19 protein-coding genes and 2 pseudogenes are annotated in these 24,891 nt (G+C 38.5%); 14 read left to right on the top strand and 7 right to left on the bottom strand.

What is annotated here, in order from left to right; translation table 11 throughout:
- Positions 1–41: 41 nt before the first annotated feature.
- Positions 42–1,235, bottom strand: coding sequence for a Coenzyme F420 hydrogenase/dehydrogenase, beta subunit C-terminal domain (locus tag A9Y75_RS06505; protein WP_071188687.1), 1,194 nt, complete (start codon positions 1,233–1,235; stop codon positions 42–44).
- A gap of 264 nt (positions 1,236–1,499) precedes the next feature.
- Between A9Y75_RS06505 and A9Y75_RS06500 the strand changes: the two genes are divergently transcribed.
- A complete protein-coding gene (locus A9Y75_RS06500; RefSeq protein WP_071188686.1) occupies positions 1,500–1,916 on the top strand; it encodes a hypothetical protein in 417 nt (138 codons plus the stop codon).
- Between the two features lie 203 nt (positions 1,917–2,119).
- Here A9Y75_RS06500 and A9Y75_RS29005 read toward each other — a convergent pair whose 3' ends face one another.
- On the bottom strand, positions 2,120–2,527 hold the full coding sequence (locus A9Y75_RS29005; RefSeq protein ID WP_201788386.1) for a type II toxin-antitoxin system VapC family toxin: 408 nt from the start codon (positions 2,525–2,527) through the stop codon (positions 2,120–2,122).
- Between the two features lie 256 nt (positions 2,528–2,783).
- Between A9Y75_RS29005 and A9Y75_RS06490 the strand changes: the two genes are divergently transcribed.
- The 6 genes and pseudogenes from A9Y75_RS06490 (at position 2,784) to A9Y75_RS06465 (ending at position 10,558) form a co-directional block, all read left to right on the top strand.
- On the top strand, positions 2,784–4,499 hold the full coding sequence (locus A9Y75_RS06490) for a DnaJ domain-containing protein (protein WP_071188685.1): 1,716 nt from the start codon (positions 2,784–2,786) through the stop codon (positions 4,497–4,499).
- 427 nt (positions 4,500–4,926) lie between these two features.
- Positions 4,927–6,372, top strand: coding sequence for a glycoside hydrolase 100 family protein (locus A9Y75_RS06485; RefSeq protein ID WP_071188684.1), 1,446 nt, complete (start codon positions 4,927–4,929; stop codon positions 6,370–6,372).
- 233 nt (positions 6,373–6,605) lie between these two features.
- Positions 6,606–6,656 (top strand): annotated as a pseudogene (locus tag A9Y75_RS30365) (hypothetical protein); the annotation flags it as partial.
- Complete coding sequence (locus tag A9Y75_RS30050) at positions 6,645–7,370, top strand: DnaJ domain-containing protein (RefSeq protein WP_343232371.1); 726 nt, start codon at positions 6,645–6,647, stop codon at positions 7,368–7,370. The pseudogene A9Y75_RS30365 and the gene A9Y75_RS30050, both read left to right, overlap by 12 nt.
- Before the next feature lie 1,358 nt (positions 7,371–8,728).
- Positions 8,729–10,078 (top strand): 16S rRNA (cytosine(967)-C(5))-methyltransferase, encoded by a 1,350-nt coding sequence (locus A9Y75_RS06470; protein ID WP_071188682.1) that lies wholly within the window; start codon positions 8,729–8,731, stop codon positions 10,076–10,078.
- A 57-nt stretch (positions 10,079–10,135) separates the two neighbouring features.
- Entirely contained in the window at positions 10,136–10,558 is a 423-nt protein-coding gene (locus tag A9Y75_RS06465; RefSeq protein WP_071188681.1) for a TerB family tellurite resistance protein, read from the top strand.
- 121 nt (positions 10,559–10,679) lie between these two features.
- On the opposite strand, the gene A9Y75_RS06460 is transcribed toward A9Y75_RS06465, so the two are convergent.
- Complete coding sequence (locus A9Y75_RS06460) at positions 10,680–10,874, bottom strand: hypothetical protein (protein WP_071188680.1); 195 nt, start codon at positions 10,872–10,874, stop codon at positions 10,680–10,682.
- A 227-nt stretch (positions 10,875–11,101) separates the two neighbouring features.
- Between A9Y75_RS06460 and A9Y75_RS29400 the strand changes: the two are divergent.
- A pseudogene (locus A9Y75_RS29400) lies at positions 11,102–11,356 on the top strand (RNA-guided endonuclease TnpB family protein); the annotation flags it as partial.
- A gap of 180 nt (positions 11,357–11,536) precedes the next feature.
- On the top strand, positions 11,537–13,669 hold the full coding sequence (locus A9Y75_RS06455; protein WP_071188848.1) for a cation:proton antiporter: 2,133 nt from the start codon (positions 11,537–11,539) through the stop codon (positions 13,667–13,669).
- 231 nt (positions 13,670–13,900) lie between these two features.
- Here the strand turns inward: A9Y75_RS06455 and A9Y75_RS06450 are convergent, their stop codons facing one another.
- On the bottom strand, positions 13,901–16,204 hold the full coding sequence (locus A9Y75_RS06450) for a penicillin-binding protein 1A (RefSeq protein WP_071188679.1): 2,304 nt from the start codon (positions 16,202–16,204) through the stop codon (positions 13,901–13,903).
- Positions 16,205–16,616: 412 nt separating this feature from the next.
- On the opposite strand from A9Y75_RS06450, the gene folK reads away from it, so the two are divergent.
- The gene (gene folK / locus A9Y75_RS06440; RefSeq protein WP_269086275.1) at positions 16,617–17,102 is read left to right on the top strand and encodes a 2-amino-4-hydroxy-6-hydroxymethyldihydropteridine diphosphokinase; all 486 of its coding nucleotides are present in this window, start codon (positions 16,617–16,619) and stop codon (positions 17,100–17,102) included.
- Positions 17,103–17,176: 74 nt separating this feature from the next.
- Positions 17,177–17,725, top strand: coding sequence for an NUDIX hydrolase (locus A9Y75_RS06435; RefSeq protein WP_071188676.1), 549 nt, complete (start codon positions 17,177–17,179; stop codon positions 17,723–17,725).
- Positions 17,726–17,982: 257 nt separating this feature from the next.
- Here the strand turns inward: A9Y75_RS06435 and A9Y75_RS06430 are convergent, their stop codons facing one another.
- Both A9Y75_RS06430 and A9Y75_RS06425 read right to left on the bottom strand, forming a co-directional pair.
- Positions 17,983–18,540 (bottom strand): DUF1634 domain-containing protein, encoded by a 558-nt coding sequence (locus A9Y75_RS06430; protein WP_071188675.1) that lies wholly within the window; start codon positions 18,538–18,540, stop codon positions 17,983–17,985.
- 2 nt (positions 18,541–18,542) lie between these two features.
- Positions 18,543–19,379, bottom strand: coding sequence for a sulfite exporter TauE/SafE family protein (locus tag A9Y75_RS06425; protein ID WP_071188674.1), 837 nt, complete (start codon positions 19,377–19,379; stop codon positions 18,543–18,545).
- A gap of 526 nt (positions 19,380–19,905) precedes the next feature.
- Between A9Y75_RS06425 and A9Y75_RS06420 the strand changes: the two genes are divergently transcribed.
- Positions 19,906–20,631, top strand: coding sequence for a cytochrome b/b6 domain-containing protein (locus A9Y75_RS06420; protein ID WP_071188673.1), 726 nt, complete (start codon positions 19,906–19,908; stop codon positions 20,629–20,631).
- 342 nt (positions 20,632–20,973) lie between these two features.
- Here the strand turns inward: A9Y75_RS06420 and A9Y75_RS06415 are convergent, their stop codons facing one another.
- A complete protein-coding gene (locus A9Y75_RS06415) occupies positions 20,974–21,753 on the bottom strand; it encodes a phosphate ABC transporter ATP-binding protein (protein ID WP_071188672.1) in 780 nt (259 codons plus the stop codon).
- Positions 21,754–22,266: 513 nt separating this feature from the next.
- Between A9Y75_RS06415 and A9Y75_RS06410 the strand changes: the two genes are divergently transcribed.
- Positions 22,267–23,490 carry a tetratricopeptide repeat protein gene (locus A9Y75_RS06410; RefSeq protein ID WP_083389499.1) on the top strand — a complete coding sequence of 408 codons (1,224 nt, stop codon included), beginning with the start codon at positions 22,267–22,269 and terminating at the stop codon, positions 23,488–23,490.
- A 437-nt stretch (positions 23,491–23,927) separates the two neighbouring features.
- Positions 23,928–24,761 (top strand): SDR family NAD(P)-dependent oxidoreductase, encoded by an 834-nt coding sequence (locus tag A9Y75_RS06405; RefSeq protein ID WP_071188670.1) that lies wholly within the window; start codon positions 23,928–23,930, stop codon positions 24,759–24,761.
- Positions 24,762–24,891: the final 130 nt, after the last annotated feature.

Below are 24,891 nucleotides of genomic sequence, written 5' to 3'. Positions count from 1 at the left end.
ACGCTTCTTACCTTTGCGTCTTTGCGCCTTTGCGTGAGACTTTATTCCGGTAACTTATACTGTCCCACTATCTGCTTTGCAAACTCCGGTACGTGCGCTGCTAACTTCTCAGGATGATTCCGCTTCACATATAAGTAATTTCTCGCAAAGTGGGAATCTATGGAAAATCTCGCGTATTCCAGTCCTTTGGGTCCGATTTTATCTATCACGACTCCCATTAATTTCGCCGCCCACATGGGTAAGGTAACTGCTTGATCGTAAGCTGGGATGCTTTGCTGTACGGCGGGTTTGCGGTTTCCTTGGGACATAACTGGCTGGGTGTGCAGTTGGTCTTTGACGAGTTCTAACATTTCTTTGCCTGTATCGTTTCTAACTACTATCCATTGCCATTGGTAGGGTGCGCCCATATACCCAACGACGATATCCGCTAGGGAGTTGACGTAATCGAAGCAACTCATACAAGATGGGGCAAAGATGTCTTTGAGGACGTTGGTTTTTAAGCCAAAGAAGGGTACTGTTTCTTCTGAACCGTCTTCGTGTTTAAAATGTACCCGGAAGTCTTGCATAAATTCGTAACTGACAACTGTTTCGGGGGATCTGCTGGTGGTTTCTAGGAATTTTTGCAGTCCGGCGCGGGTAACGTTATCTACGCATGGTGTTCCGAGTACATAGAGTTTTTCTAGTCCGAGTTTTTTCTCTACGGCGCGTAATGCTTGGATTTGACAACCTACACCGATGACTAATAACCGTTTCATTCCTGATTTTTCTATCTGTTCTAATACGGATAGGTTGGGGGATAGGGTAGGTTTATTTACTTTTGCTGCTAGTATTTCTTCGGGTGTGCGGGCGATAATGGGCATAGGTTGAAAGCGGTCTTCTTTGGTGTTTTGCACGCAGACTACGCCTTCAACTAAGCCGCGATTAAGCATTTCTATAGCTATACTGCTAACTATTCCTGTCCATTGTGCGCCTTCTATAGGTTCTTGTTTTCTGGCGGAAATCATTTCTTGATGAACTCCAAAGTAAAGTTCGTTTTCGTCTTCGAGGTTACGGGGGCGGTTATGGGTAGTGGTTTCTAGTTCGTCTATTCTTTGGGTAATGAAGGCGCACGCTTCTTTGACGTAGTGGATATAGTAGGTGTCGCATAGTCCGCATTCGCTACAAAGTTCTTTGGCGGGGCGCACGCTTCCGGGTTTGAGGGCTTTGGCTTTTTTGTGGGATTCTATGGATGTCATCTATTTTGTTTATTTTTACTAAATATGGCTTTTATTACCTTACCGTTAGGGGTTGTGAAGTTGACGGTTTGAGTTGAATAAGAGGTTTTTTTCTCGCAAAGTCTTTATAATCGCTACTTAGATTTTTGCCTGGAAATTACAGAAAATTTAAATTTATTAAGAAATAATTAAGTAATTACAACATTACCGGTAGAGGATAATATCGCTTAGACTGAATGTGTCTTAAATAGAGACTGTCAATTTTTGATACATGAAGGAATTTAGATGCAGCAAATACTCCAAAATACTAAGAGACTAGTATCAGTGAGCCTAGCTACACTACTAATTTTAGTAAGCACTATAACTATTTTCCCATCTACAGCTAGTGCAGATAATAATGTAGTAAAAATCGAATGTACCTCAGACTGCGGTAATATCGTTCCATTTGCAGCTGGTGTAGTTTCTGGTAGCGCAGTAACACTTATGGCTACTGGAGATACAGCAACTTTAGCAACTTTAGCTGCAACCGGGGCTGCTACTATTGGGGAAATAACAACGGCTTTAGCTGGGTTAGGGGTGGCTGCTGGAACTGCTGTCTCATCACCAGTTTTAGTTCCTGTAGCAGTAGCAGCGGCAGGTGGATATGGTGCATATCAGTTGTGGCATCATTTCAGCGATAATCAAAGTCAAAATGCAAATTAGCACTTTCTTATTTGCTGTAGTTCGTACAATTTTGGAAAACGCGAATTAAATTAATAAACCTTCGGTTAATTTATCGAGGGTATTTTGCTTTTAATATACATCTTCCATTATCCCACAAAACCGCCTGAGAATTAATTCTCAGTCTCATAGCAAAAGTCTGTTAAAACAGAATAAATAAATATCAATTTTCATTCAAATTTATATTATTTCAATAACCGAATATAACCAGCTTGTTCAAAATGATGATCTGTAGTTAATGCTTCTTGAATATCAAACTTTTTCATAACTATAAAAGATGTACTATCTACCAACGACCAAGTTTTATCCTCCCTTGTTTTCAGTAAATCCCAAGCTGCTATATCAATTTTTAACTCCTGTTGTAAATTTTCCGTGAGATAATGATCATGATTCTCCCCAACATCAGAATTTTCAAATCTTAATGTACCCAATAAAGGTAAAATAGGATCATCTTCATAGCTATCTATCAATTTTATTGATTTAGCTAGTGATTGTAAAATTAATTCCTCTAAAGATAAATTGAGCTTTTTAGATTGAATTAATAACTTTTCTTCTAGCTCATCTGATAACTGAATTGTTAATGTTTTACTCATAATATTTTACTTGACCTCCATTTTCAAATTAAAACTTGAGAGTTAGTAATTTTTCACTAAAAAATAATTTTACATAAAAATCCTCAAATACTCTATTTATAATAGTAACATAATAATATTCTCCATGCACGGATTATTGTCTAAATACATCTCTTTCTTCCTTTGCCTCTTTGCTTCTTTGTATCTACCCTGCGGGATCTCTAAGAGAGATTGCGCGAAACAAAATCAATATTTGGTTCATTAACCGAAAAATCCCATGAAACCAACATCCCAAACAGGTGCAGCATTCATCACCACCGGAACATTAACAGGTGCGGGTATCTCCTCCACAATCGGCGGAATTGGAATAGCTGGAAGCTTTGGTGGTGTGGGAATAGGTGCTGCTTCTGTAACCGCTGCGGGTGCTGTTATTGGTGCTGCTGCTTATGGCGCTTTTCAAGGAATCACGGAAGGAGATACAGCAGCTTATGGTGCAATGGGAATAGGTGCTGTTGGTGGTGTTGGCGTTTCCAGTGTTGTTGGTGGAATAGGATTTGTTGCGCCTAAAATTGGTTTAGCTTTTGGTATTGGTACAGTACCAATGGCGGGAATTGGTGCGGTTTTAGGACTTGCTGCTTATGGTGTGGCTAAATTATTAGATGATTCTGAATTTAAAGAAACTCCTGTGCAGCTTTTTGAACGCATGGAAACAAAAGTTTTACAAAATGATTATTATTTTGAAGCATTACTAGAGTTATCTGGTGATGATCTTAATGCCAAATTCACAGCTTTAGAAGTTGCGGAGGAGTTAAAAGAATTAAAGGATAAAATAAATATTGAGCCTCCAAAGTTTGAACCAAAAATATTAAACATAATACCTCAAATAACAGGAATTTGGCAATGTGTAAAAACTCTGAAGGGACACACAGCCACAGTTAATGCTGTAGCTATTCATCCTGATAACAAAACGTTAGTTAGTGGTAGCAATGACAGACAAGTTAATTTATGGAATTTGCAAACAGGAAAATGCCTTTATACTTTTTCTGGACAAGCTGAAGCTGTTTTATCTGTCGCTGTTAGTCCCGACGGAAAACAGATAATTAGTGGTAGTGTAGATCGGAAAATTAGTAGTTGGGAATTAGAAACAAAAAAATATAACCGCACATTCTCTTATTTAAGTTCTCCCTATAGTCATAATGGGTTTGTCAATGCACTTGTTTACAGTCCTAATGGTAATATTGTTGTTAGTGCTAGTACGGATAAAACTATCAGAATTTGGGAAAGCTACAGGGGAACAATTAAACGCACTTTAAATGGACATACGGATGCAGTTTTAGCTGTTGCTATTAGTCCTGATTCTACAACTCTTGTTAGTGGTAGTGTTGATAAAACTATCAGAATTTGGAATTTACAAACTGGGGAAAACTGTTATATTATTAATCAGCATTTAGCAACAGTAAACACACTAGCAATTACTCCCGATAATCAAACTCTGATTAGTGGAAGTTCAGATAATAAAATTAAATTATGGAAACTCCAGACTGGGGAATTACGTCACACTCTCAAAGGACACTCAACGGCTATTTCTGCTATTGCTATTCACCCAGATGGTAAAATTATTGCTAGTAGTAGTCAAGATGGAATTATCAATCTTTGGAATATCGAAACTGGGGAATTATTAGAAACTCTTTCTGGGTTTAGTCCCCTAGCTTTTAGCGCTGATGGTAAAATGTTGATTAGTGGCGGAAAAGGTGGAACTATCAAAATTTGGCGACAAGTTCAAAGCAGTGATAATTTATCCTTAACAGGGGAATGGTGGGAAATTTTAGGCGTAGAACCCAAAACTCATCCTCAAGACGTAAAACTTGCCTATCTGAGATTAGCCAGATTATATCATCCTGATATTAACAGTTCTGTAAGTGCTAAAACTGCCATGCAAGCAATTAATGAGGCATATCAAAAGTTTCAGCAGCAATTAAAGACACATAATTGATTAACCAGTGAAAATTTAGGGATTTTGCTACTATAAGCTCTATTTTTAAATGGTTATTACTGTAGAATATATATACCTTCATCAGTATTAATCCCCCAATTTGTTTAACCGTTTATATTGCATATTCGTAAAAAACGTTATAAATTGTTAGTTTGTAGGGGAATAATATATTTTTTCATCTCCATAGCCAATTCCTGATTAAGCATATATACTATACCTAGGATATTATACATACAAGGGTGTGTATTTTAAGTCATTGAAAAAGCTGCTGAAGATTACGCAGTCATGGCTTTATATCGCTTGAATTTTAGGATTTTGACTGCATTGATATTTGCTATTTCAAAGTTATGATGAAAATGGCATAAAGAATAATTAAAGGTGCATCTACTCCCAACAAATCTACTATGTAAATGGAGTTAGTCTGGTAATGCAACTAAACAAATTAGACACAAGTAAAAATATAGAGAATGAAGCATGGCAAGCATTAGAGAATTCAATTCTCTACTATAAAGGTCTTCCCGTAGGTACTGTAGCGGCTTATGATTCATCCGTAGAAGCACTAAATTATGACCAATGCTTCGTCCGTGATTTTGTTTCTTCCGCTTTAATTTTTTTGATTAAAGGCAGAACAGATATTGTCAAAAATTTCCTAGAAGAAACATTAAAGTTACAGCCTAAAGAAAAGGCATTAGATGCCTATAAACCTGGTAGAGGATTAATTCCAGCTAGTTTCAAAGTAGTTTCTGCCAACGGGGAAGAATTTTTAGAAGCTGATTTTGGTGAACACGCTATTGCAAGAGTCACACCTGTTGATTCTTGTTTATGGTGGCTAATTTTATTGCGTGCTTATGTAGTCGCTACTAACGATTCTTCCCTTGCTTATCAACCTGAATTCCAAACCGGAATTAGGTTAATTATGGATATCTGTTTGGCTAATCGTTTTGATATGTACCCAACGCTATTAGTTCCTGATGGCGCGTGTATGATAGATAGACGCATGGGCATTTATGGACATCCTCTAGAAATTCAAGTTCTATTTTTTGCGGCTTTACGTGCAGCCAGGGAACTTCTAATTTGTAAAGGCAATCAAGATATAATTGAAGCCATTGATAATCGATTACCTCTATTGTGTGGTCATATTCGTCAGCATTATTGGATAGATATTAATCGTCTGAATGCAATTTATCGCTTTAAAGGTGAAGAATATGGTAAAGCGGCCGTCAATCTTTTTAATATTTATGCAGATTCCCTACCTTACTACGAATTAGATAAATGGCTACCCAAAAAAGGTGGTTATTTTGCTGGAAATGTTGGACCATCACAGATGGATACTCGGTTCTTCACTCTCGGAAATTTAATGGCGATTATTTCCGATTTGGCTACTGAAGAACAATCTCAAGCAATTATGAATCTCATCGAAAAAAGATGGGAAGATTTAGTAGCAGATATGCCTATGAAAATCTGTTACCCGGCTTTACAAGGTGAAGAATATAGAGTAGTAACAGGATGTGATCCAAAAAACATACCTTGGTCATATCATAATGCCGGAAGTTGGCCTGTTTTAATGTGGATGTTAGCAGCAGCAGCGGTAAAAACCAAAAAACCACATTTAGCAGAAAAAGCTATTGAAATTGCTAAAGCCAGACTAAGTGAAGATGAATGGCCAGAATATTATGATGGCAAAAAGGGGAGACTAATTGGTAAACAAGCCAGAAAATATCAGACTTGGACAATTGCCGGTTTTTTATTAGCGCAGGAATTGACAAGTAATCCTTCTTCTTTACCCTTAGTCAGTTTTGATAAATTACCCCTAGAAGTAGTTTCTAGAGCCTGTGAGTTTGAACTCAACAGTATAGATCCTTATATGCCTTAACTGACATCTTGAACATTACCAATATTAGGGGGAAAGCGCAATGCTCAACCCCTAATTAATCTTGAATTATAGGAGGATAAATAACAAAATTTAAGTATTATTTTTATGAGCTTTGATGCCTAAATTAACAGGGTTAGCGCGTCTCAAATCCTGTTGACAGGGGAATTACAGTAGAGGAGAATAGTTTGCTATGGATGCTGCTAACACAGAAACCATGTATTGATCATTCATAGAATGGTAATATTGTTGTTAGTGCTAGTACGGATAAAACTATCAGAATTTGGGAAAGCTACAGGGGAACAATTAAACGCACTTTAAATGGACATACGGATGCAGTTTTAGCTGTTGCTATTAGTCCTGATTCTACAACTCTTGTTAGTGGTAGTGTTGATAAAACTATCAGAATTTGGAATTTACAAACTGGGGAAAACTGTTATATTATTAATCAGCATTTAGCAACAGTAAACACACTAGCAATTACTCCCGATAATCAAACTCTGATTAGTGGAAGTTCAGATAATAAAATTAAATTATGGAAACTCCAGACTGGGGAATTACGTCACACTCTCAAAGGACACTCAACGGCTATTTCTGCTATTGCCATTCACCCAGATGGTAAAATTATTGCTAGTAGTAGTCAAGATGGAATTATCAATCTTTGGAATATCGAAACTGGGGAATTATTAGAAACTCTTTCTGGGTTTAGTCCCCTAGCTTTTAGCGCTGATGGTAAAATGTTGATTAGTGGCGGAAAAGGTGGAACTATCAAAATTTGGCGACAAGTTCAAAGCAGTGATAATTTATCCTTAACAGGGGAATGGTGGGAAATTTTAGGCGTAGAACCCAAAACTCATCCTCAAGACGTAAAACTTGCCTATCTGAGATTAGCCAGATTATATCATCCTGATATTAACAGTTCTGTAAGTGCTAAAACTGCCATGCAAGCAATTAATGAGGCATATCAAAAGTTTCAGCAGCAATTAAAGACACATAATTGATTAACCAGTGAAAATTTAGGGATTTTGCTACTATAAGCTCTATTTTTAAATGGTTATTACTGTAGAATATATATACCTTCATCAGTATTCCGCATTCGCTACAAAGTTCTTTGGCGGGGCGCACGCTTCCGGGTTTGAGGGCTTTGGCTTTTTTGTGGGATTCTATGGATGTCATCTATTTTGTTTATTTTTACTAAATATGGCTTTTATTACCTTACCGTTAGGGGTTGTGAAGTTGACGGTTTGAGTTGAATAAGAGGTTTTTTTCTCGCAAAGTCTTTATAATCGCTACTTAGATTTTTGCCTGGAAATTACAGAAAATTTAAATTTATTAAGAAATAATTAAGTAATTACAACATTACCGGTAGAGGATAATATCGCTTAGACTGAATGTGTCTTAAATAGAGACTGTCAATTTTTGATACATGAAGGAATTTAGATGCAGCAAATACTCCAAAATACTAAGAGACTAGTATCAGTGAGCCTAGCTACACTACTAATTTTAGTAAGCACTATAACTATTTTCCCATCTACAGCTAGTGCAGATAATAATGTAGTAAAAAAGTTACTTGTAATCTCTTTACTGTCTACACTGGGTGTAACAGATTTTCTGGTTTTGCACTTCTTCTTAAATCCTGTTGACATTACTTAGATACAGCAGCTAGATGGGTTATCTATTAACTTACCTTGAGTTGTGCCACTTGATCATCCTCCCACATATCAACTAGATTCCCTTGTCAATAGGATTTGAGATGCGCTAACCCTGCCTAAATTAAGAGTTTTATCTTAATATTGAGTTCTTAAATTACATCAAAATTTATTGGTGCAAAATGTGAGTTAGTCTTGTTTCCCTTTCTTGACAGAGTTCGCTTTTATTGTGCTGACTTACTTAAATAAATCCTGAACACATATTAAGTAGTAAGACTGAATAAAAGAAAAGTTAGTAGTAAGGCTTTAGCCCTATCAAACCTAGCAAGAGAGCGATAAATCGCTCACTACGATAAAAATTTTATCTTACATTTAATTCTGTTTACCTACTTAGATATAGCGGTTCTCGGTTGAGTGAGATACAAGAACCCCACCCCCAACCCCCTAAGAGCAAGCGATGAGGGGACTATGATGTAAGCTGTTGTGCAGCTATATGAGATATGAGATATGAGATATTAGATATTAGATATTGGATATTTGGTGACAACGCGGTTTAAGATTTATCAGTGAGTGTTTTATGTTAATTACCACATAATAAGCCAACCTATAAGGTATTCACAACCGCCAGGAATGCTATAGAAATGGTATTAATTAACCCCTAAATAAATACTTATTCTAAATTTTCACACAATTCCGCTTTTAAATTTCCCATGACAAATCCCCGTCAATTAGCTTTTATTGCTCTTAAAGAAGTACACAAAGGAGCTTATGCTGATGTTGCTTTAGACCGAGTGCTACAAAAGTTTAAGTTACCTGATCATGACCGTCGCCTGATGACAGAATTAGTCTATGGCAGTGTGAGAAGACAACGCACCCTAGATACTATCATTGACCAAATTGCTACCAAAAAAGCCCAGCAGCAACCACCAGACCTCCGTACTATCTTACATCTGGGTTTTTATCAACTACGTTATCAACAAAGAATACCCGTTTCTGCGGCTGTGAATACTACAGTTGAACTAGCAAAAGAAAATGCTTTTTCTGGACTTACAGGTTTTGTCAATGGGTTGTTACGTCAGTATTTACGTCTTGCAGAAACATCACCAGACCCTTTGAAATTAACAGAAAATCCGGTGCAACGGTTGGGTATTTTATATAGTTTTCCTGACTGGATAATTGAGGTGTGGTTAGAACAATTGGGTTTTGAGGAAACAGAAAAACTCTGTGAATGGATGAATCAAACGCCAACTATTGATTTGCGGGTAAATATTCTTCGCAGTTCCTTAGAGGAAGTAGAATCAGCATTTAATTCTGTTGGTGTTTTGGTAAGTCGCATTTCCCATTTACCTCAAGCTTTAAGATTAATTGGTAATGCCGGCGCAATTCAAAATTTACCTGGTTTCCGTGAAGGTTGGTGGACTGTCCAAGATAGCAGCGCTCAATTAGTTGGTCATTTGCTTGACCCAAAACCTGGTGATGTGGTGATTGATGTTTGTGCCGCACCAGGGGGTAAAACAACTCATATTGCTGAGTTAATGGGAGATAGGGGTAAGGTTTGGGCTTGTGACAAAACCGCTTCTCGGTTACGTAAACTCAAAGAAAATGCTCAACGTCTGAATTTACAATCTATTGAAATCTGCACTGGTGACAGCCGTAATTTACCGCAATTTTACCAAACTGCTGACCGTCTATTACTAGATGCCCCCTGCTCTGGTTTGGGAACTATGCACCGTCATGCTGATGCGCGTTGGCGACAGACACCAGAATCTGTCAGGGAACTCTCTCAACTCCAGTTTAGTCTCTTATCACATACATCTAATTTTGTCAAATTAGGTGGATTGCTGGTTTATGCAACTTGTACATTGCATCCAGCCGAGAATGAAGAAGTAATTTCCAGGTTTTTAGCTGATTCTCCTGATTGGCAAATTGAGCCTCCTAGGCAGGAATCACCATACTCTGCCTATAGTACGCCTTCAGGCTGTTTGAAAGTCTGGCCTCATCAACAGAATATGGATGGCTTTTTCATGGTGCGCTTAAGAAAAACCAATAATTCCGAGTGATTACTGCTAACGATTGTACGATTTGATTGAAGCCGCAATCTACCAGAGGAGGCAGCAATGGTTACTCATTCTCATGTAAAAAACTTAGTTAAAATCCTGATTGGAGCCGCTTGGATTGATGGCAGAATCCAGCCCGAAGAAAGGCAATATTTACGGGAAATAGCCCAGGCTAAAGGCTTGGCTAATGATCCTGAAATTAAACCGTGGCTGTATGAATTAGTTCCGGTACAGCCAAAAGAGTGTTATAAATGGGTCAAAGAGTATCTAGGCGATCGCCCTAGTTTGGAAGATTGCGAAAATTTAATTGAAGCCATCAGTGGCTTAATTTATAGTGACGGTGAAGTAGGAATTGAAGAAGCCAGACTGCTAACAACTTTAGAGGAGTTAAGCAAGTCTAATGAGTCAAGCCAATCGGCTCATATTGCTTTGCTTAAGCAAATTCAAAAGCTTTACCGTCGTTGGGTTGATGTTCAAAATTAAGTAATGGGGAATGGGGAAGAAAATTTTAGATTTTAGATTTTAGATTGGAGTCCCTTAAATACAATCCAAAATCAGCAATCCAAAATCGAATTTCCCATCCTCGATTCCCAATTACTAAACCTTACTCTTTATCAATCTTGGGTACAAAGTCAGGACGATCTTTGCTTTCCCAACCTGCGGGACGTTTTGAGTTGTACCAAGCAATTGAGCCAATGGTGACAGCAGCAATAAAACCAACTACATACACCAAAGTAAAAGCCAAGGGGAAATGTGGGCTTGCGGCCGCAGGCGCTGCTGATTGAAGTAATAAATGCACGAGTATATTCTCCTACTTTGAGGTACCACTTCTTAACAAAGTATAAAACGAGCTTATCACTTACATCCCCCTCTAGTTTGAAATACTTGATCTCTGAGGCATAAAAAAGATATTAAGCAGAGATAAAAAATGTCCAGTTTGCGTTTTAGCTTGTCCTTAATAAGAAGTTATCCTTATAGCCGACGCTGTGATGCGAAAAATAGTTAATAATAAGAGATTATAAGAAAAATGAAGTTGGTTTAGACGTGGAAATTGAAAGTTGTTACACTGACTCAAATGGTCATCCAGAACCAAATCCAAAGTTTTGAGAAAAAGCGAATCCTCTGTAAAACACGCTCAACGTCTAATCTATAAGAAAGAAAAAGGCTAGATTTTCCAGAAAGCACTTAAGAATAACTAGGCAGTGTATCGAACACGCTAAGAGAATAGCGCGTCACCTTGTGAAATCTAACGATTTAATCGCCTATGAAAACTTGCCAGTGTATCGGCTAGAGAAGCGCAAAACATAGCCTTATTAACTTATTAACTTACTCGTGCTGTTAGGATATGATCTTCGACAGAAAACAATTACACCTGGAGATAGAGAAGTTAGGAAGATAGCAAGCTATATGCTGTGTTTGCTTTTGCAAAATTTACCTCATATCACCACTTTTTTATTAAAAATGCCAGTAAATTTTCTCAACGAACCAATCATTTCTTTTACAATTCTCCTCACAGCTATTTTTATTGTTCCGCCGCTATTTGAGAGATTAAAATTACCTGGATTGGTGGGTTTACTACTAGCAGGTGTATTACTGGGTCAAAATGGACTCCATCTCCTCAAATCTGACTCTGAAACTATAAAACTGCTTTCAGATATTGGTAAAGTTTATTTGATGTTTGTAGCGGGTTTAGAGATTGATATTGAACAGTTTCGCCAAACCAAAAATCGCTCAATGGGATTTGGTACTCTGACATTTTTAGTACCTTTAATTGCTGGGATTCTTACTGGACGTTTATTCAATTTTAGCTGGAATTCTTCTGTTCTAATTGGTTCTTTACTTGCTTCCCATACACTCTTGGCATATCCAATTATCAGTCGTTTAGGAGTCATAGGCAATGAAGCAGTAACTGTAACAATCGGGGCGACGATTTTCACTGATACAGGTGCTTTGTTAGTTCTGGCAATTTGTGTGGGTATTCATGGAGGAGATTTCACAGCTTTTAAATTATTCACTTTATTGGGTGGACTAGCCATTTATTCAGTTGTAATATTATTTGGGTTTAATAAGGTCGGGAAAGAGTTCTTCCGCCGCACTGGGGAGGAGGAAAGTAATCAATTTTTGTTTATCTTGCTGGCATTATTTTTGGCATCTGTAGGAGCGCAGGTAATTGGAGTAGAAAAAATTGTCGGTGCGTTCCTCGCAGGTTTAGCAGTCAACGGCGTTTTGGGAAATAGTCCCGTTAAAGAAAAAGTAGAGTTTGTTGGTAGTGTTCTTTTTATCCCTTGTTTCTTTGTAGACATGGGATTATTAATTGATATACCTGCATTTATCAAAACTCTTAGTTCAATTGGTCTGACTGCAACAATTGTAGTGGCGCTGATTGGCAGTAAATTTGTTGCGGCATTTCTAGCCAAAATATTTTATCGCTATAACAATTCAGAGATGCTGACAATGTGGTCATTATCTCTACCGCAGGTAGCAGCCACACTAGCAGCAACATTAGTTGCCTATCAATCCGTAAATCCTGCTGGTGAAAGACTAATTAGTGAGGGTGTCTTAAACAGTGTTATTGTCCTGATGTTGGTTACTGCGATTATCGGTCCAATAATTACAGCTAGGGTTGCGAGGTCTTTACAAATAGTTCCGGCCACGGATTGGAAAACAGACAGTCTATCGGTGTGGTGGGAATCTCAGAAACAGATAGAGCCACCAGAGGAAGCAGACGACCGTTTGCAGCAAGATTACCCACCATTTATTGTTGTAGTTCCCATTTATAACCCGCTGACGCAACGCTATTTACTGGAAATGGCAGCACTGCTGGCCCGGCATGAATCTGGACAGATTATGCCATTAGCTATTACTAAAGCCCATGTGAATATGGATGATCCTACATTAGTAACGGCACTAGAAAAAAGTCAGGAAAGATTGAGGTTGGCTTTAGAAATCAGTCAAGAATTTGACGTAAAAGCATCACCTAAAATTCGGATTGATGATGATGTGGCTTTGGGAATTAGTCACGCCAGTCGGGAACAAAATGCTAGTTTAGTGGTGATGGGTTGGGGAAATATTAGGAATTTACGCGCCCGTTTATTTGGTAGTCTCATTGATAAAGTCCTCTGGTCTTCTCACTGTCCGGTCGCAGTCACACGCCTGTTAAAAAGTCCTACAGAAATTAAGCGCATTCTTGTCCCTGTTGGTGACTTAACGAGGGTAACAATCGGTACGGTGAGGTTTGCCCAAATTGTAGCTGATGCTAATCAAGCAGAAGTTGTGCTTCTGCACGTAAGCGATGCCTACGGCGGGCCAAGCCAACGCCGCACACCTGCTCATCAAGTCACACATTTTACATCTCAATTGTCGGATATTGCTAATCAAAGCAAGTTACAAGTAAATACAAATATCCAAACAATTGAGGGTGATGATATTGCCAAAGTGATTATTGAGCAAGCTCAAGCATTTGATTTAGTAGTTTTGCGTTCTGTCCGCTATCGCACCGCTGGGGGTTTAGCGGTTAGTGAAGTGACAACCCAGGTGATTAACAATTTGAAATGTTCGATTGTGATGCTGGGAGAACCTCAGTCATTCTCGTAATAATATATTTCTTTCGGCAGTGGATTGAATATTTTGCAGAAATGTTTGTCTGAACTGATGCACGAAATTAGTTATTTCCGGCATATTCGTGGGGTGAGTCAGAGCCGATAATTTGCCCACAATTAACAAAATTTTGCCATCTGACGCACCCTACAAGAGATAAAATCCACAACTCATATGTCAAGTCGCTTCTCTACGAGACGCTGCGCGAACGCTCCAATTAAAAAAAGGTCACTCAGAAGATGAAGCACCTGGTTTAAGTCTCTCCCGCCAGGAAGGCACAGACGAAGAAGAACCATTATTTACAGGAGGTGAAGAATTAGCAGCACCATTATTTCCGCTTCTGTTGCGCCGACGTGAACGAGGAGATGATTTTGAAGCAGAATTATTGCTTGATTCTTCAGAGCGATCGCGTCGTCTTCTTCTAGGAGTGGTATCTTGTTGTTGTTGGTAACGTCTTCTGCGTCTTGGGGTATAGTTCGATTCTTGATCTTCTACTTGAGTATCTCGTCTTCTGCGTCTGCGTCTGCTTGATGAATTAGAATTGCTGCTATTATCCTCATCTAATTTTTCATCGTTATTAGAAACAGAGAAATTGACAATTTTTTTCGGTTTGATCGGCTGGGCTTTAATTGTCCCTTTGCGATTTTCCAATTTAGGGCGTGCAGGAAACTTCTCTACAGCCATACCCGCCACCGCTTTTTCCATAAATTCATGCCAGGTATAAGCGGCGCTGCTACTGCTCCCATAGGTAGGGCGGTTATCATCGTTACCAAGCCAAACCCCAGCTACGACTTGAGGAATATAACCAATAAACCATAAATCACGGGATTCATCGGAAGTACCTGTTTTTCCAGCAACTTGTCTATCATTTAATTGGGCTGCGGCACCAGTTCCCTGTGAGACTACATTGCGTAGCATCCAGGTCATAATGGCGCTACTTTCAGCATCCAAGACCTGTTTAGATGGGAAATCAGCAGACCAAATTACCTGACCTTGACGGTTTAGTATCCGGCGAATACCATGAACTTCTGTATGTAATCCTTGGTTGGCAAAAGAACCGTAAGCACTAGTTAATTCCAGGAGATTTACTTCATTTGAACCGAGAGCCAAAGAATAAGTTGGCTTAAGTTCTGATTTAATTCCCATATCATGGGCAAGTTTAATCGTTGGCTCAAATCCTATATCGATTAAAACCCTGACGGCAATTGTGTTGATAGAGCGAGTCAGGGCATCTCTGATGTTCATTGAGCCATAGAATTTTTCGCTGTAGTTTTTTGGCTCATAACCATCTACTACCAACGGTTTATCTACGTAGCCGTCATAGGGACTCTTACCTGTAGCGATCGCAGTAGCATAGACAAAACCCTTAAATGTCGAGCCTGGTTGCCGTTGTGCTTGAGTCACTCGATTAAACTGGTTTTTAGTAAAGTCTTTACCCCCCACCATTGCTTGGATTTCACCATTACGGGGATCGATGGCTACTAAAGCTGCTTCTTTAAAATTCTCCCATCTACCTTGATTTTTTAAGGTTTTGGCTACTGCCTCTTCGGCTGCTTTTTGCCAATTTGGGTTTAAGGTTGTTTCTACTACTAACCCTCCTCCTGCTAATACATCGGCAGAAACATATTTGGGCATTTCCTGCTGAACGTAGCTAGTAAAGTAAGGGAAATCGACTTGCAACCGTTTGGGTAAACTACTGTTAACAGTCAGTTGTTCTTGAATTGCTGCTTGTCTTTGTTCTGGTGTAATTACGCTATCTTCCTGCATCCGCTGCAAAACCAAATTTCGGCGTTCTATTGCCGTTTTGGGATTCTTATCTGGGGCGTAGATGTTGGGAGCAGGTGCTAGTCCGGCGATGGTTGCCATTTCTGACAAAGTGAGTTGATCTACCGATTTACTAAAATATACCCAGGCCGCATCTCCGACACCGTAGGCTCCAGAACCCAAATAAACCAGATTTAGGTAACGTTCTAAAATCTGGTCTTTGGTTAATTCTTGCTCCATTTTTTGAGCTAAACGGACTTCCTTGAGTTTGCGCCAGAGAGTCCGTTCTTGGGTGAGGAAGAGAATTCTTGCTACCTGTTGAGTGATAGTACTACCACCTTCCACCACATTTTGCGATCGCAAATTATTGACAACTGCTCTGATAATACCTTGAGTATCTACCCCGTTGTGCTGTGCAAATCTTCGGTCTTCTGAAGCGATAAAAGCTTTCTTTAAGTTATCTGGTATTTGTTCTAGCTTTAGCTGTTCCTTCGCCGCTTCTCCTTGCTGTTGGAGAACAGTACCATCCGCAGCTTTAATAGTCAGTGTCTGCTCTCGCACTGCCGCGTTTAGTTCAGCTTTATCTGGTAAAGAGCGATCTATAGTCCCTATACCGTAACTAAAAGCAATAATTCCGCCACCTAAACCCAAACCTGTCCAAAACCAAATCTGACGATAAAAGGGTTTATCGCTCTTACCAATCCTGGCAACTATCCCAGATGATATGTTCGTCATCTGGCTCAGTAACTGCTTTGCCTTCACCAACATGGTCTGTGGTATGTCATGTCTGGACTCCTCTTTTTTGTGATGATTCCCAAGCGGCAATAGCAGTTTCTCCCCGTCACAGTTACTTGTATTTGTTGACTGTTGCTCAAAGTCGTTGCCACATAAATATCATGACCTGATTTGGCGTTAACCTCAAACCTTAGTGCTAGTATAATATCCCATAAATAATCAACTTAATTCACTACTGACTTCTGGTTTTTTCACAGCCTGTTAGTTCAAGTAGTTTTTTCCAATTATTAAATAATTTTGGGGAATATCAAGACCATTGGCAACACCTGCAACCAATAAACAAACGCCGATTTCTGGCGACATAGAGAGCGCAACTCTATATAAAACATCGACGCAATCGTCTAGCTTCTCTAAGGAAAGTGCTAGTCCTACTGCCAGCGTAGCCATTGCTCTGGGCAGTAACATGGGTGATACCCAAGAAATTTTAGAAGCATCCCTAGCGACTTTAGCCCAAACCCCAGGTATTATCCTGGAAGCCAAATCTAGTTGGTATAAAACTAAAGCCATCGGTCCACCTCAACCTGATTACTTGAATGGCTGCGCCAGATTAAAAGTACAACTAGTCCCCCAAGCGTTGTTAGAGACTTTGTTAGCTATTGAAGACAAGTTTGGGCGCGTGCGTCAAGAACGCTGGGGAGCGCGTACCTTAGATTTAGATTTATTGTTATACGATGACTTAATCGTAAATCAGCCAAATCTCCAGATTCCTCATCCCCGGATGTACGAACGAGCTTTTGTCTTAGTCCCACTGGCTGAAATTGCCCCTGATTGGATAGAACCAGTTTCCCAACGGGTAATTCAGGATCTTCTCCAAGACGTAGACACTTGTGATGTACATTTAGTGAAGAGCAATAAGAATCACCATCTTTAAAAACAGAAAAATACTGATTACACAAAAAAGCTACAGTATATATTCTGTGTATTCGCAGACCATATAATTTTACTATGCCACTAGGTAGAGAATTACCACAACTGCTAAAACAACGCTTGTTCCACAAAGGACGCAAGTTTAATTTTGAAGTCAATCGCTTGCGTTTACCTAATAAATCCGAAGGCGAGTGGGAGTGTATTCGTCATCCAGGTGGCGCTCTTGCTATTCCCGTCACCCCAGAGGGTAAACTGGTGCTTGTCCGCCAGTATCGTTTTGCCATACAAGGCAGGTTGTTAGAATTTCCCGCAGGAACTCTGGAACCGAATGAAGATCCCTTAGAAACTATACAAAGGGAAATTGAGGAAGAAACAGGCTACCGCGCTCATAAGTGGGATAAGTTAGGAGAGTTTTTTCTGGCTCCTGGTTATTCCGATGAGATTATCTTTGCTTTTTTGGCGCGAGATTTGCAAAAGCTGGAGATACCTCCACAACAAGACGAAGACGAAGATATTGAAACAGTTTTGTTAACTCCCGAAGAACTAGAAACAGCCATTCGTGACGGAGAACCTGTAGATGCTAAATCTATTGCTAGTTTTTTCCTAGCTCGTTCGTTTTTAATTTGATAGCAATATGCTGCAAACGTGGGCAATTAGCAAAGCCTCTGGTGCTGAGTATGAGATAATTTTGTCCAACGACTTGAGTCGATAACGTCCAAATATACGCCATCGACTCAAACCAGGCAGCGAGATATGGTACATCGGTTGAATCTGTTGCACCATCTGTCTTTGATCCCACATATCCTGTAAAGTATCACCTTCAAAAACTGCGATCAATGAAGTGCGGAATATGGGTTTTATGTTTAATTAAGTTGATCTACTTATTAATAATAAGCCCCTACTAGACTATAAGTTAGACTAGCCAAAACTATAGAGGTGATAATGACATAGATAAATTCTCGCCTGATTAGAAAACTCAATAAAGAAACAATCACGCGCAAAATTGGGGTAGCGATTAATAGTAAAAGTCCCAATTGAATAATTCCCCGCCGACTACCTGATAAAACCGCAGTAACTATACCTCCTGGGGAGTGAAACTCAGATGGTGTACCTCGAAAAAACTGATATTCAGCAGGTTCATAACCGTGATGAAGCAAATATAATATACCCCCAAATAAAACCACAGCACTAGCAATTAGAACACCATATTTCAGCAAATTACTCAATAAATATTCTAATTCTTGTTCACTTTGGGTTTTTGTAAGTTTTTTATTACTGTCCATCTCACAGTTATGATTGAACTGCCCCACATTATTGAGGCGATGTTCTTCTAACTGTTGAAGATCAGAATCTATATCTTCTGGAGCTAAAGCTAGGGCAAAAATTTCTCGTTCTGTCTCTGCTGTCGTCGTCCACCGAAAACCAGAATTAATTTTATACATAATTACAGTCCCCCTATTAGACTGTTGTAGACCATCTTCAAAGCCATTACCAGCAGTACAAAACTGAAGATAATTCTTAAAACTTGTGTTTTAGCGCCGATTAAAATTCTGGCTCCCAAAAAAGCACCAGGTAGCACCCCCAACATGACTGGCATAGACAAACCAGGATCTATGTAACCTCTTGTTAAGTAAACCCCCGCAGATGCTGCGGCTGTAACGCCAATCATAAAATTACTAGTAGTGGTGGAAACTTTAAAAGGTAGACGCATGGCTTGATCCATGGCTAATACTTTAAATCCCCCTGAACCAATCCCCAATAAACCAGAAAGCACTCCAGCTACTAACATGATGCTAAACCCAGCAGGTAAAGAATGTACCTGGTAAGGCATGAGTCCATCCGGGGTTGGATAAGTACCATTAAGGTGGAGATATTCTGCTAATGGTTCTACTGCCTCACTTTCAAAATGTTCTGGTCTAGGTCGTTGCGATAAATAGGCTGAATAAATTAGCACGACTGCCAACACAATCGTCAGCATTTTTACTGTAATAAAAGTGGCAATTAAAGCGCCGACTATCGCGCCAATTGTTGTAGCTACTTCTAAAAACATTCCTAAGCGCAGGTTGGTGTAGCCTTTTCTGATATACGTAGATGCTGCACCCAAGGATGTAGCAATAACAGATACTAATGAAGCACCGACAGCGTAACGTATATCAACTCCAAAGACGGAAGTTAATAACGGAACTATAACAACTCCGCCGCCTAAACCAGTTAAGGCTCCGACTAAACCAGCACTAAATGATCCAAGCCACACTAATAGAGAAAATTCAAGTATGTTCAAATTATATCCCTCTTTTTTTTACAACTTATCTTTATAAGACCCAGGAATTCTTGTCTAATTTACAGATGAAGTAGCAGCTTTAATTTTGGAAAATAAATAACTAAGATAATTATTCATTACTTGCCCGACTTGTGCAGGCTAAATATTATTAGTAAAAAAAACTTAATTTTTCTCTACATTAACTAGTAAAGTGCGGCGGAAATAAAGCAACAATTGCAAATTAACTAAGAAGCACTCATCTCAGAAGCTTTGTTAATTTTGACCTTAACCTTGGCTGAAGTTAAGAAACTATTAAAAATCACTTAAAAACTGATGTAATTTGCTGTTTGAATGTTGAATTTGTTATTCCGCAGTGATGGTAAGACAACTAAATATAAATGGAATTGCCAAGGCATTTATACTTATACTTACCCCAATCGACCAAGCTAATGCAACCATCCAGCCGGCGAGAATATCACTGGGGATCTGATGTAGTAGATAATATCTATGTCAAAATGAGCCTATTAGAAAACTCACCAATTAGCTTATGAATCGTTCAGCACCCTATCAACCCTTGATATTGCGAATCCTGCATGGTGTCAGCGGGATTTTAGCAATTGGCGCAATTATTAGCGGATTCCTTGTTTACAATACTTTTGATAAAAGATTTGGCCAAATCCCAATTCCCAAAATCAATCCCATACAGGATATTCACGGGACATTAGGGCTATTTTTCTTAATTTTACTGCCGTTTTTTGCTTTTTATAGCTTTCATGCTGGAAAAAGACGCTTAATACAACCAGACTCTATCCAAAAACTAACTCAATTTGGTACACCAATTTGGTGGATAAGTCTGCAACGTTTAGTAAATACTGAAATGTTAATTGCTGCTGTTTTAGCGGTAATATCTGGCAGAATGATGAAGGAAGAATGGCTACCTACAGGAGAACTTGATCATATTTGGTATTATGCTCACCTCATAGCTTGGATGATTATGATTTGTTGTGTAGCAGTTCATGTTTTGATGTCGGCTAAAGTTGGTGGTGTGCCATTATTATTATCGATATTGTCATGGAAATTCCGCCCAGAAGATAGTCCTGTTAACTGGTATAGTCATTTGCGTGGTTGGTTGAGTAATTTTCCCAATAATTTTCAGGGAGAAATTAATCAGTTTAGAGCGAGTAATTCATTATTGAAAATGATCGAAGTGATTGTATTGGGGGGAATTATGGCAGCATTTGTTTTACCACTGTTTTTTTCTGGTGGTGAATAAGTCCATAAAATCCATCAGGCTCAATCTCCACTGTTGGCGCAGCGTCTGGGAGAGAAACTTTCCCAGCTTGCCGAGTTTCTAGATGGTGCAGGAATTTAGAAGCTGATATTATGTATACTACGGTTAGTAGATCGACAAGCAGTAAGATAGAAGATAATGTTATTGTACACGGGTCTTAGCCAGTCAGCTACCAAAAATTCTCGTCAGCTTCTCGTCAGCATTTTACACGGTGATCTCTATTGCCAAATCAGACACATACTCTTTGGACAAATTGAAAGCGGTTTTGTCAGGACTTTTACTTATCTGGAAGATGGTACAACAGTAGCTTTGGGTAGGATAATATCAACGCATACGCCCTGAGGCATAATCACGAATGCGGTAATCAATGGTGTGGGGCAGAAGTTTCTTAGTAGGGGCGCATTCTAGCAGTTCGCCAATGCCATTTTCGTTGTAGTGAAATAAAGCTGTAAAATCTGATAATCGAGAAACTTGCTGGATATTGTGAGAGATAAAAACAATTGTCAATTCAGAACGCAAACACTCAATTAATTCTTCGATTTGCATCGTAGACTTGGGATCAAGTCCAGCACAAAGTTCATCCATCATCAGAACTTGAGGTTTGACTGCTAAAGCACGGGCAATACACAATCTCTGTTGTTGTCCATAAGATATTTCTAAAGCAGATTTATACAGTTTATTTTTTACTTCTTCCCAGAGATTGGCGGATTTTAGTGCTAATTCAACAATCTCATCTAATTCTGCTTTTGGATGCCATCCTATCAATTTTATTCCATAGGCAACATTATCATAAATGCTCATGGGAAAAAGATTTGGTTTGGCATAAATTGTACTAATTTGACGACGTAGCCGAGTTAAGTTGACACGACGGGCATAAATATTTTGTCCAAAGAATTCTACTTTTCCGTCAACGCGCACTTCTCCTTCTAATTCACTCATGCGATTTAGAGATTTCAAAAAAGTAGATTTGCCACAACCGCTGGGTCCGATGATTGCGGTAATTTTATTTTGGGGAATATCCATCGACACGTTTTCAATAATTTTTTTGGTGTCGTAATAAAAACTGAAATTTTTAACTGTGATGGCAGGAATTATTTTACTCATGCTGACAAACCCTATGAAACCAATATTGACTGAGTGATATAGTGAAAATCAACTTTGCCGTTTCACTATTTTGCTTGGTAGAGAGAGCAATGAATAAATTAAATTGATAAGCAGCAAATACCTAGTTAATAGATGTTTACGGAAGTATGTTACCGTAATTTTAACTTTGACAAAATTTTAATTGCTAATTGTTACTATAGTACTTTTTCTAGGAGCATGAATAATCATATAGGAATAATATTTGATTTTTGTTGGCGCAGCCTGCGCTTTGCGCTTACAAACTCAGTACACCTGATATTCCTTCTTTTCTGTTAAGAGTTCCCTGTTAAGAGTTCCCTGCCTCTACGAGTAAATATGCCTACGGCACGCTACCGCGAACAGGAATCAAACCGGATTCCTATAGCATGAAAAAGTGTACTGGGGGATGGGGATAATTATCAATCAGGTATGCGTCAAAAGAATTGGTAATGTCCTATTTTCCAGAGAATGTTCATAAAGACAGGTGAATTGGTTATGCGACAACGTTTAAGTTTTATAGTTACTACTGTTATGTTCTGGCATCTATGTAGTCCTTTAGCGGTGGCAGAGAGTAGAAAGCCAGAGCAACTGGATAAATTTCCTCCTAGTCCATTAGAGATTACCACACCTGATCCGCTGATCCGAGGTGGGCTGGATAAACAACCCTTAACTCTGGAAGAAAAGCAAAAGTTGGAGATTTCCCTAGATGAGTTAAATCAACAAGCTGTGGTGACGCTGCAAGAAGGGGATAAGGAAAAGGCGTTTGAGATTTGGAACCGAGAACTACGTTTGCGGCGTTTTTTAGGTTCATTAGCTGAGGTAGAAGCATTATCACGAGTCGGTGCGATCGCGTGGAATGAAAACGAGGGAGACCAGGTAAAATATATTACTCAGCGTTTGCAAGGAATTGAAAAGCAAATGCTCACCCAGAAAAGCAATGATTTAGAATTATGGCGATCGCTAGGTGATGCATATCAAAAAATTCGTGTTCCCAATTTGGCTATAGGAGTCTACCAGCAAATTTTAACATTAGTGCGACAGCAAAATGATACAATTGCGGAACTACAAACCTTAAATACAATTGGGGAAATCCATCTGAGTTGGTTTGATTATTCCCCAGCCGCAACTACATACCAAGAATTGTTAAACTTATCTGCTAACAAGAATGATAGGCTGAATGAAGTAGCATATTTGCAAAAACTAGCTTACATTTACGAAAAGACTAAACAGCATCAACCAGGGATAAATATCCTGAGTAAGTTAGTAGATATTTACACTAATGACAATAATCTTACCCAAGTTCCAGGTTTAAAGATAGCGATCGCTTCAAATTACGAATATCTCTCACGGGAAAATCCAAATTTACGGCAAGAAGCTTTTAATAACTATCAGGAAGCTTATACAATTGCTTGGCAATTACAGCAGTATGTTAATGCTAGTGAAGCTTTGCAAAAACTAATCACGCTTTATCGTTCACAAAAACAAATAGATGAAGCTTTACAAGTCAGCCAGATTCTTCTGGAGACAGAAAAACTAGCTACTAACTTTTATGGATTGATGCAAGCTTATGATCAAATTGGACAATTGTATTCAGAACGCCAAGAGTATTCAAAAGCATTAACAGCTTTTCAAAAGGGACTAGAAATAGCACAACAACTTAAACATGAAGAAACATACTTTACTCAGAAAATTGATACCTTATCAAAAACCAACTTTTAATTACTAAAAACTCAAAAGTATCAGATACCCAACTTCTATCTTGTCCGGTTGAATACTTATCATGAGGGAACCGCACGGAGACGGGTCGATTTTTTTGATAAGCAATTAGCCGGACTTGATATTATTTAAGCAGTCGGATATTTTGTTATATCAGCTTTTATCTAGATTGGATATTTTTCCAAAAAGTATCAAATTTACTAAAATCATATTTACCAATAAGCTAAATTGAAACCTAAGCTTTGAAATGCATCAATCACGACTTTATCAAATTAAGTGAATTAAGTATTGCTTCAATTCAATACAAGTAGAATGACTTGATTAAACTTATATATTGAGATAACCAGCAACTGCAACAACCTCTTCCTAACCTTCTCCAAAGAGGAGAGAAAACAAGAATTAAAGCCCCATAAAACCATAGCTATTAATTACAGTTAATTATGAAATCTATTGCAGGTAAAACAGTGCTTTTAACTGGAGCTACAGGAGGAATAGGAGTATATATTGCTCGTGCTTTAGCCCAAGAAAAAGCAACTGTATTAGCAGTATCTCGTTCACCAGAAAAGCTTGAACAACTATGTGCGGAAATAGAGAAAACAGGTAATAAATGTATTAGCTTTTGTTTTGATATTAGCAAAGTTACAGAACTAGCTATTTTATTAGAGCAGATTAATGAAATCACAGACACAATTGATATTTTAATTAATAATGCTGCCATAGAAAAATATCGATCTTTCCAGAATTATACCTTAGAAGATATTCAGTCTATATTAACGACTAATCTGATTACAGGCATGGAATTAACTCGGCTAATATTGCCGAAAATGATAGCTCAAAATAGTGGTCATATTGTGAATATTGCCTCCGGTTCTGGTAAAAAAGGAGCGCCTTATAACAGCATTTATTCAGCTAGTAAAGCTGGTTTAATTATGTGGACTGATGCAGTCAGGCAAGAATTAGCTGATAGTAATATAGGGATATCAGTTGTCTGTCCAGGATATACCAATGCAGGAATGTTTCATGCTTTTGGACTATCTGCACCTCTTTTAGCGCGTGTTTCTGAACCTACAGAAGTAGCAATTGCCGTCATAAAAGCCATTCAGCACAATCAACCAGAAGTCATGCTAGATGGAATTTTAACAAAACTTTTATTTTCTAATATACAACTGTTTCCAAAATTTGGTGATGTAATTTTTCGGTGGATTGGTATCAATAAACTCAACCAAACCTGCGCTGAAAATCAAATGAGTGAACTTTCACAACCAAAACTTTAAGTTATATATTTCTGAAGATGAAGCTACATTGAATAATAAATAAACAATAATTGATCGATGATAATTGCAGATAAACACAGATAAATCAATGGATTTCATGATTTTACAGCGGTTTCCGCTCTTATGAGGT

Origin of the sequence: Trichormus sp. NMC-1, assembly GCF_001858025.1 — a bacterium.
Classification (GTDB): Bacteria; Cyanobacteriota; Cyanobacteriia; order Cyanobacteriales; family Nostocaceae; genus Anabaena.
The sequence above is the reverse complement of the archived record's forward strand: the minus strand, read 5'-3'. Positions and strand labels throughout refer to the sequence as shown.

Bases quoted from the DNA above. Each gene is read 5' to 3' on its own strand.
- A9Y75_RS06505 (WP_071188687.1), bottom strand. From the start codon at position 1,235: ATGACATCCATAGAATCCCACAAAAAAGCCAAAGCCCTCAAACCCGGA.
- A9Y75_RS06500 (WP_071188686.1), top strand. From the start codon at position 1,500: ATGCAGCAAATACTCCAAAATACTAAGAGACTAGTATCAGTGAGCCTA.
- A9Y75_RS29005 (WP_201788386.1), bottom strand. From the start codon at position 2,527: ATGAGTAAAACATTAACAATTCAGTTATCAGATGAGCTAGAAGAAAAG.
- A9Y75_RS06490 (WP_071188685.1), top strand. From the start codon at position 2,784: ATGAAACCAACATCCCAAACAGGTGCAGCATTCATCACCACCGGAACA.
- A9Y75_RS06485 (WP_071188684.1), top strand. From the start codon at position 4,927: ATGCAACTAAACAAATTAGACACAAGTAAAAATATAGAGAATGAAGCA.
- A9Y75_RS06470 (WP_071188682.1), top strand. From the start codon at position 8,729: ATGACAAATCCCCGTCAATTAGCTTTTATTGCTCTTAAAGAAGTACAC.
- A9Y75_RS06465 (WP_071188681.1), top strand. From the start codon at position 10,136: ATGGTTACTCATTCTCATGTAAAAAACTTAGTTAAAATCCTGATTGGA.
- A9Y75_RS06455 (WP_071188848.1), top strand. From the start codon at position 11,537: ATGCCAGTAAATTTTCTCAACGAACCAATCATTTCTTTTACAATTCTC.
- A9Y75_RS06450 (WP_071188679.1), bottom strand. From the start codon at position 16,204: ATGTTGGTGAAGGCAAAGCAGTTACTGAGCCAGATGACGAACATATCA.
- A9Y75_RS06435 (WP_071188676.1), top strand. From the start codon at position 17,177: ATGCCACTAGGTAGAGAATTACCACAACTGCTAAAACAACGCTTGTTC.
- A9Y75_RS06430 (WP_071188675.1), bottom strand. From the start codon at position 18,540: ATGTATAAAATTAATTCTGGTTTTCGGTGGACGACGACAGCAGAGACA.
- A9Y75_RS06420 (WP_071188673.1), top strand. From the start codon at position 19,906: ATGAATCGTTCAGCACCCTATCAACCCTTGATATTGCGAATCCTGCAT.
- A9Y75_RS06415 (WP_071188672.1), bottom strand. From the start codon at position 21,753: ATGAGTAAAATAATTCCTGCCATCACAGTTAAAAATTTCAGTTTTTAT.
- A9Y75_RS06410 (WP_083389499.1), top strand. From the start codon at position 22,267: ATGCGACAACGTTTAAGTTTTATAGTTACTACTGTTATGTTCTGGCAT.
- A9Y75_RS06405 (WP_071188670.1), top strand. From the start codon at position 23,928: ATGAAATCTATTGCAGGTAAAACAGTGCTTTTAACTGGAGCTACAGGA.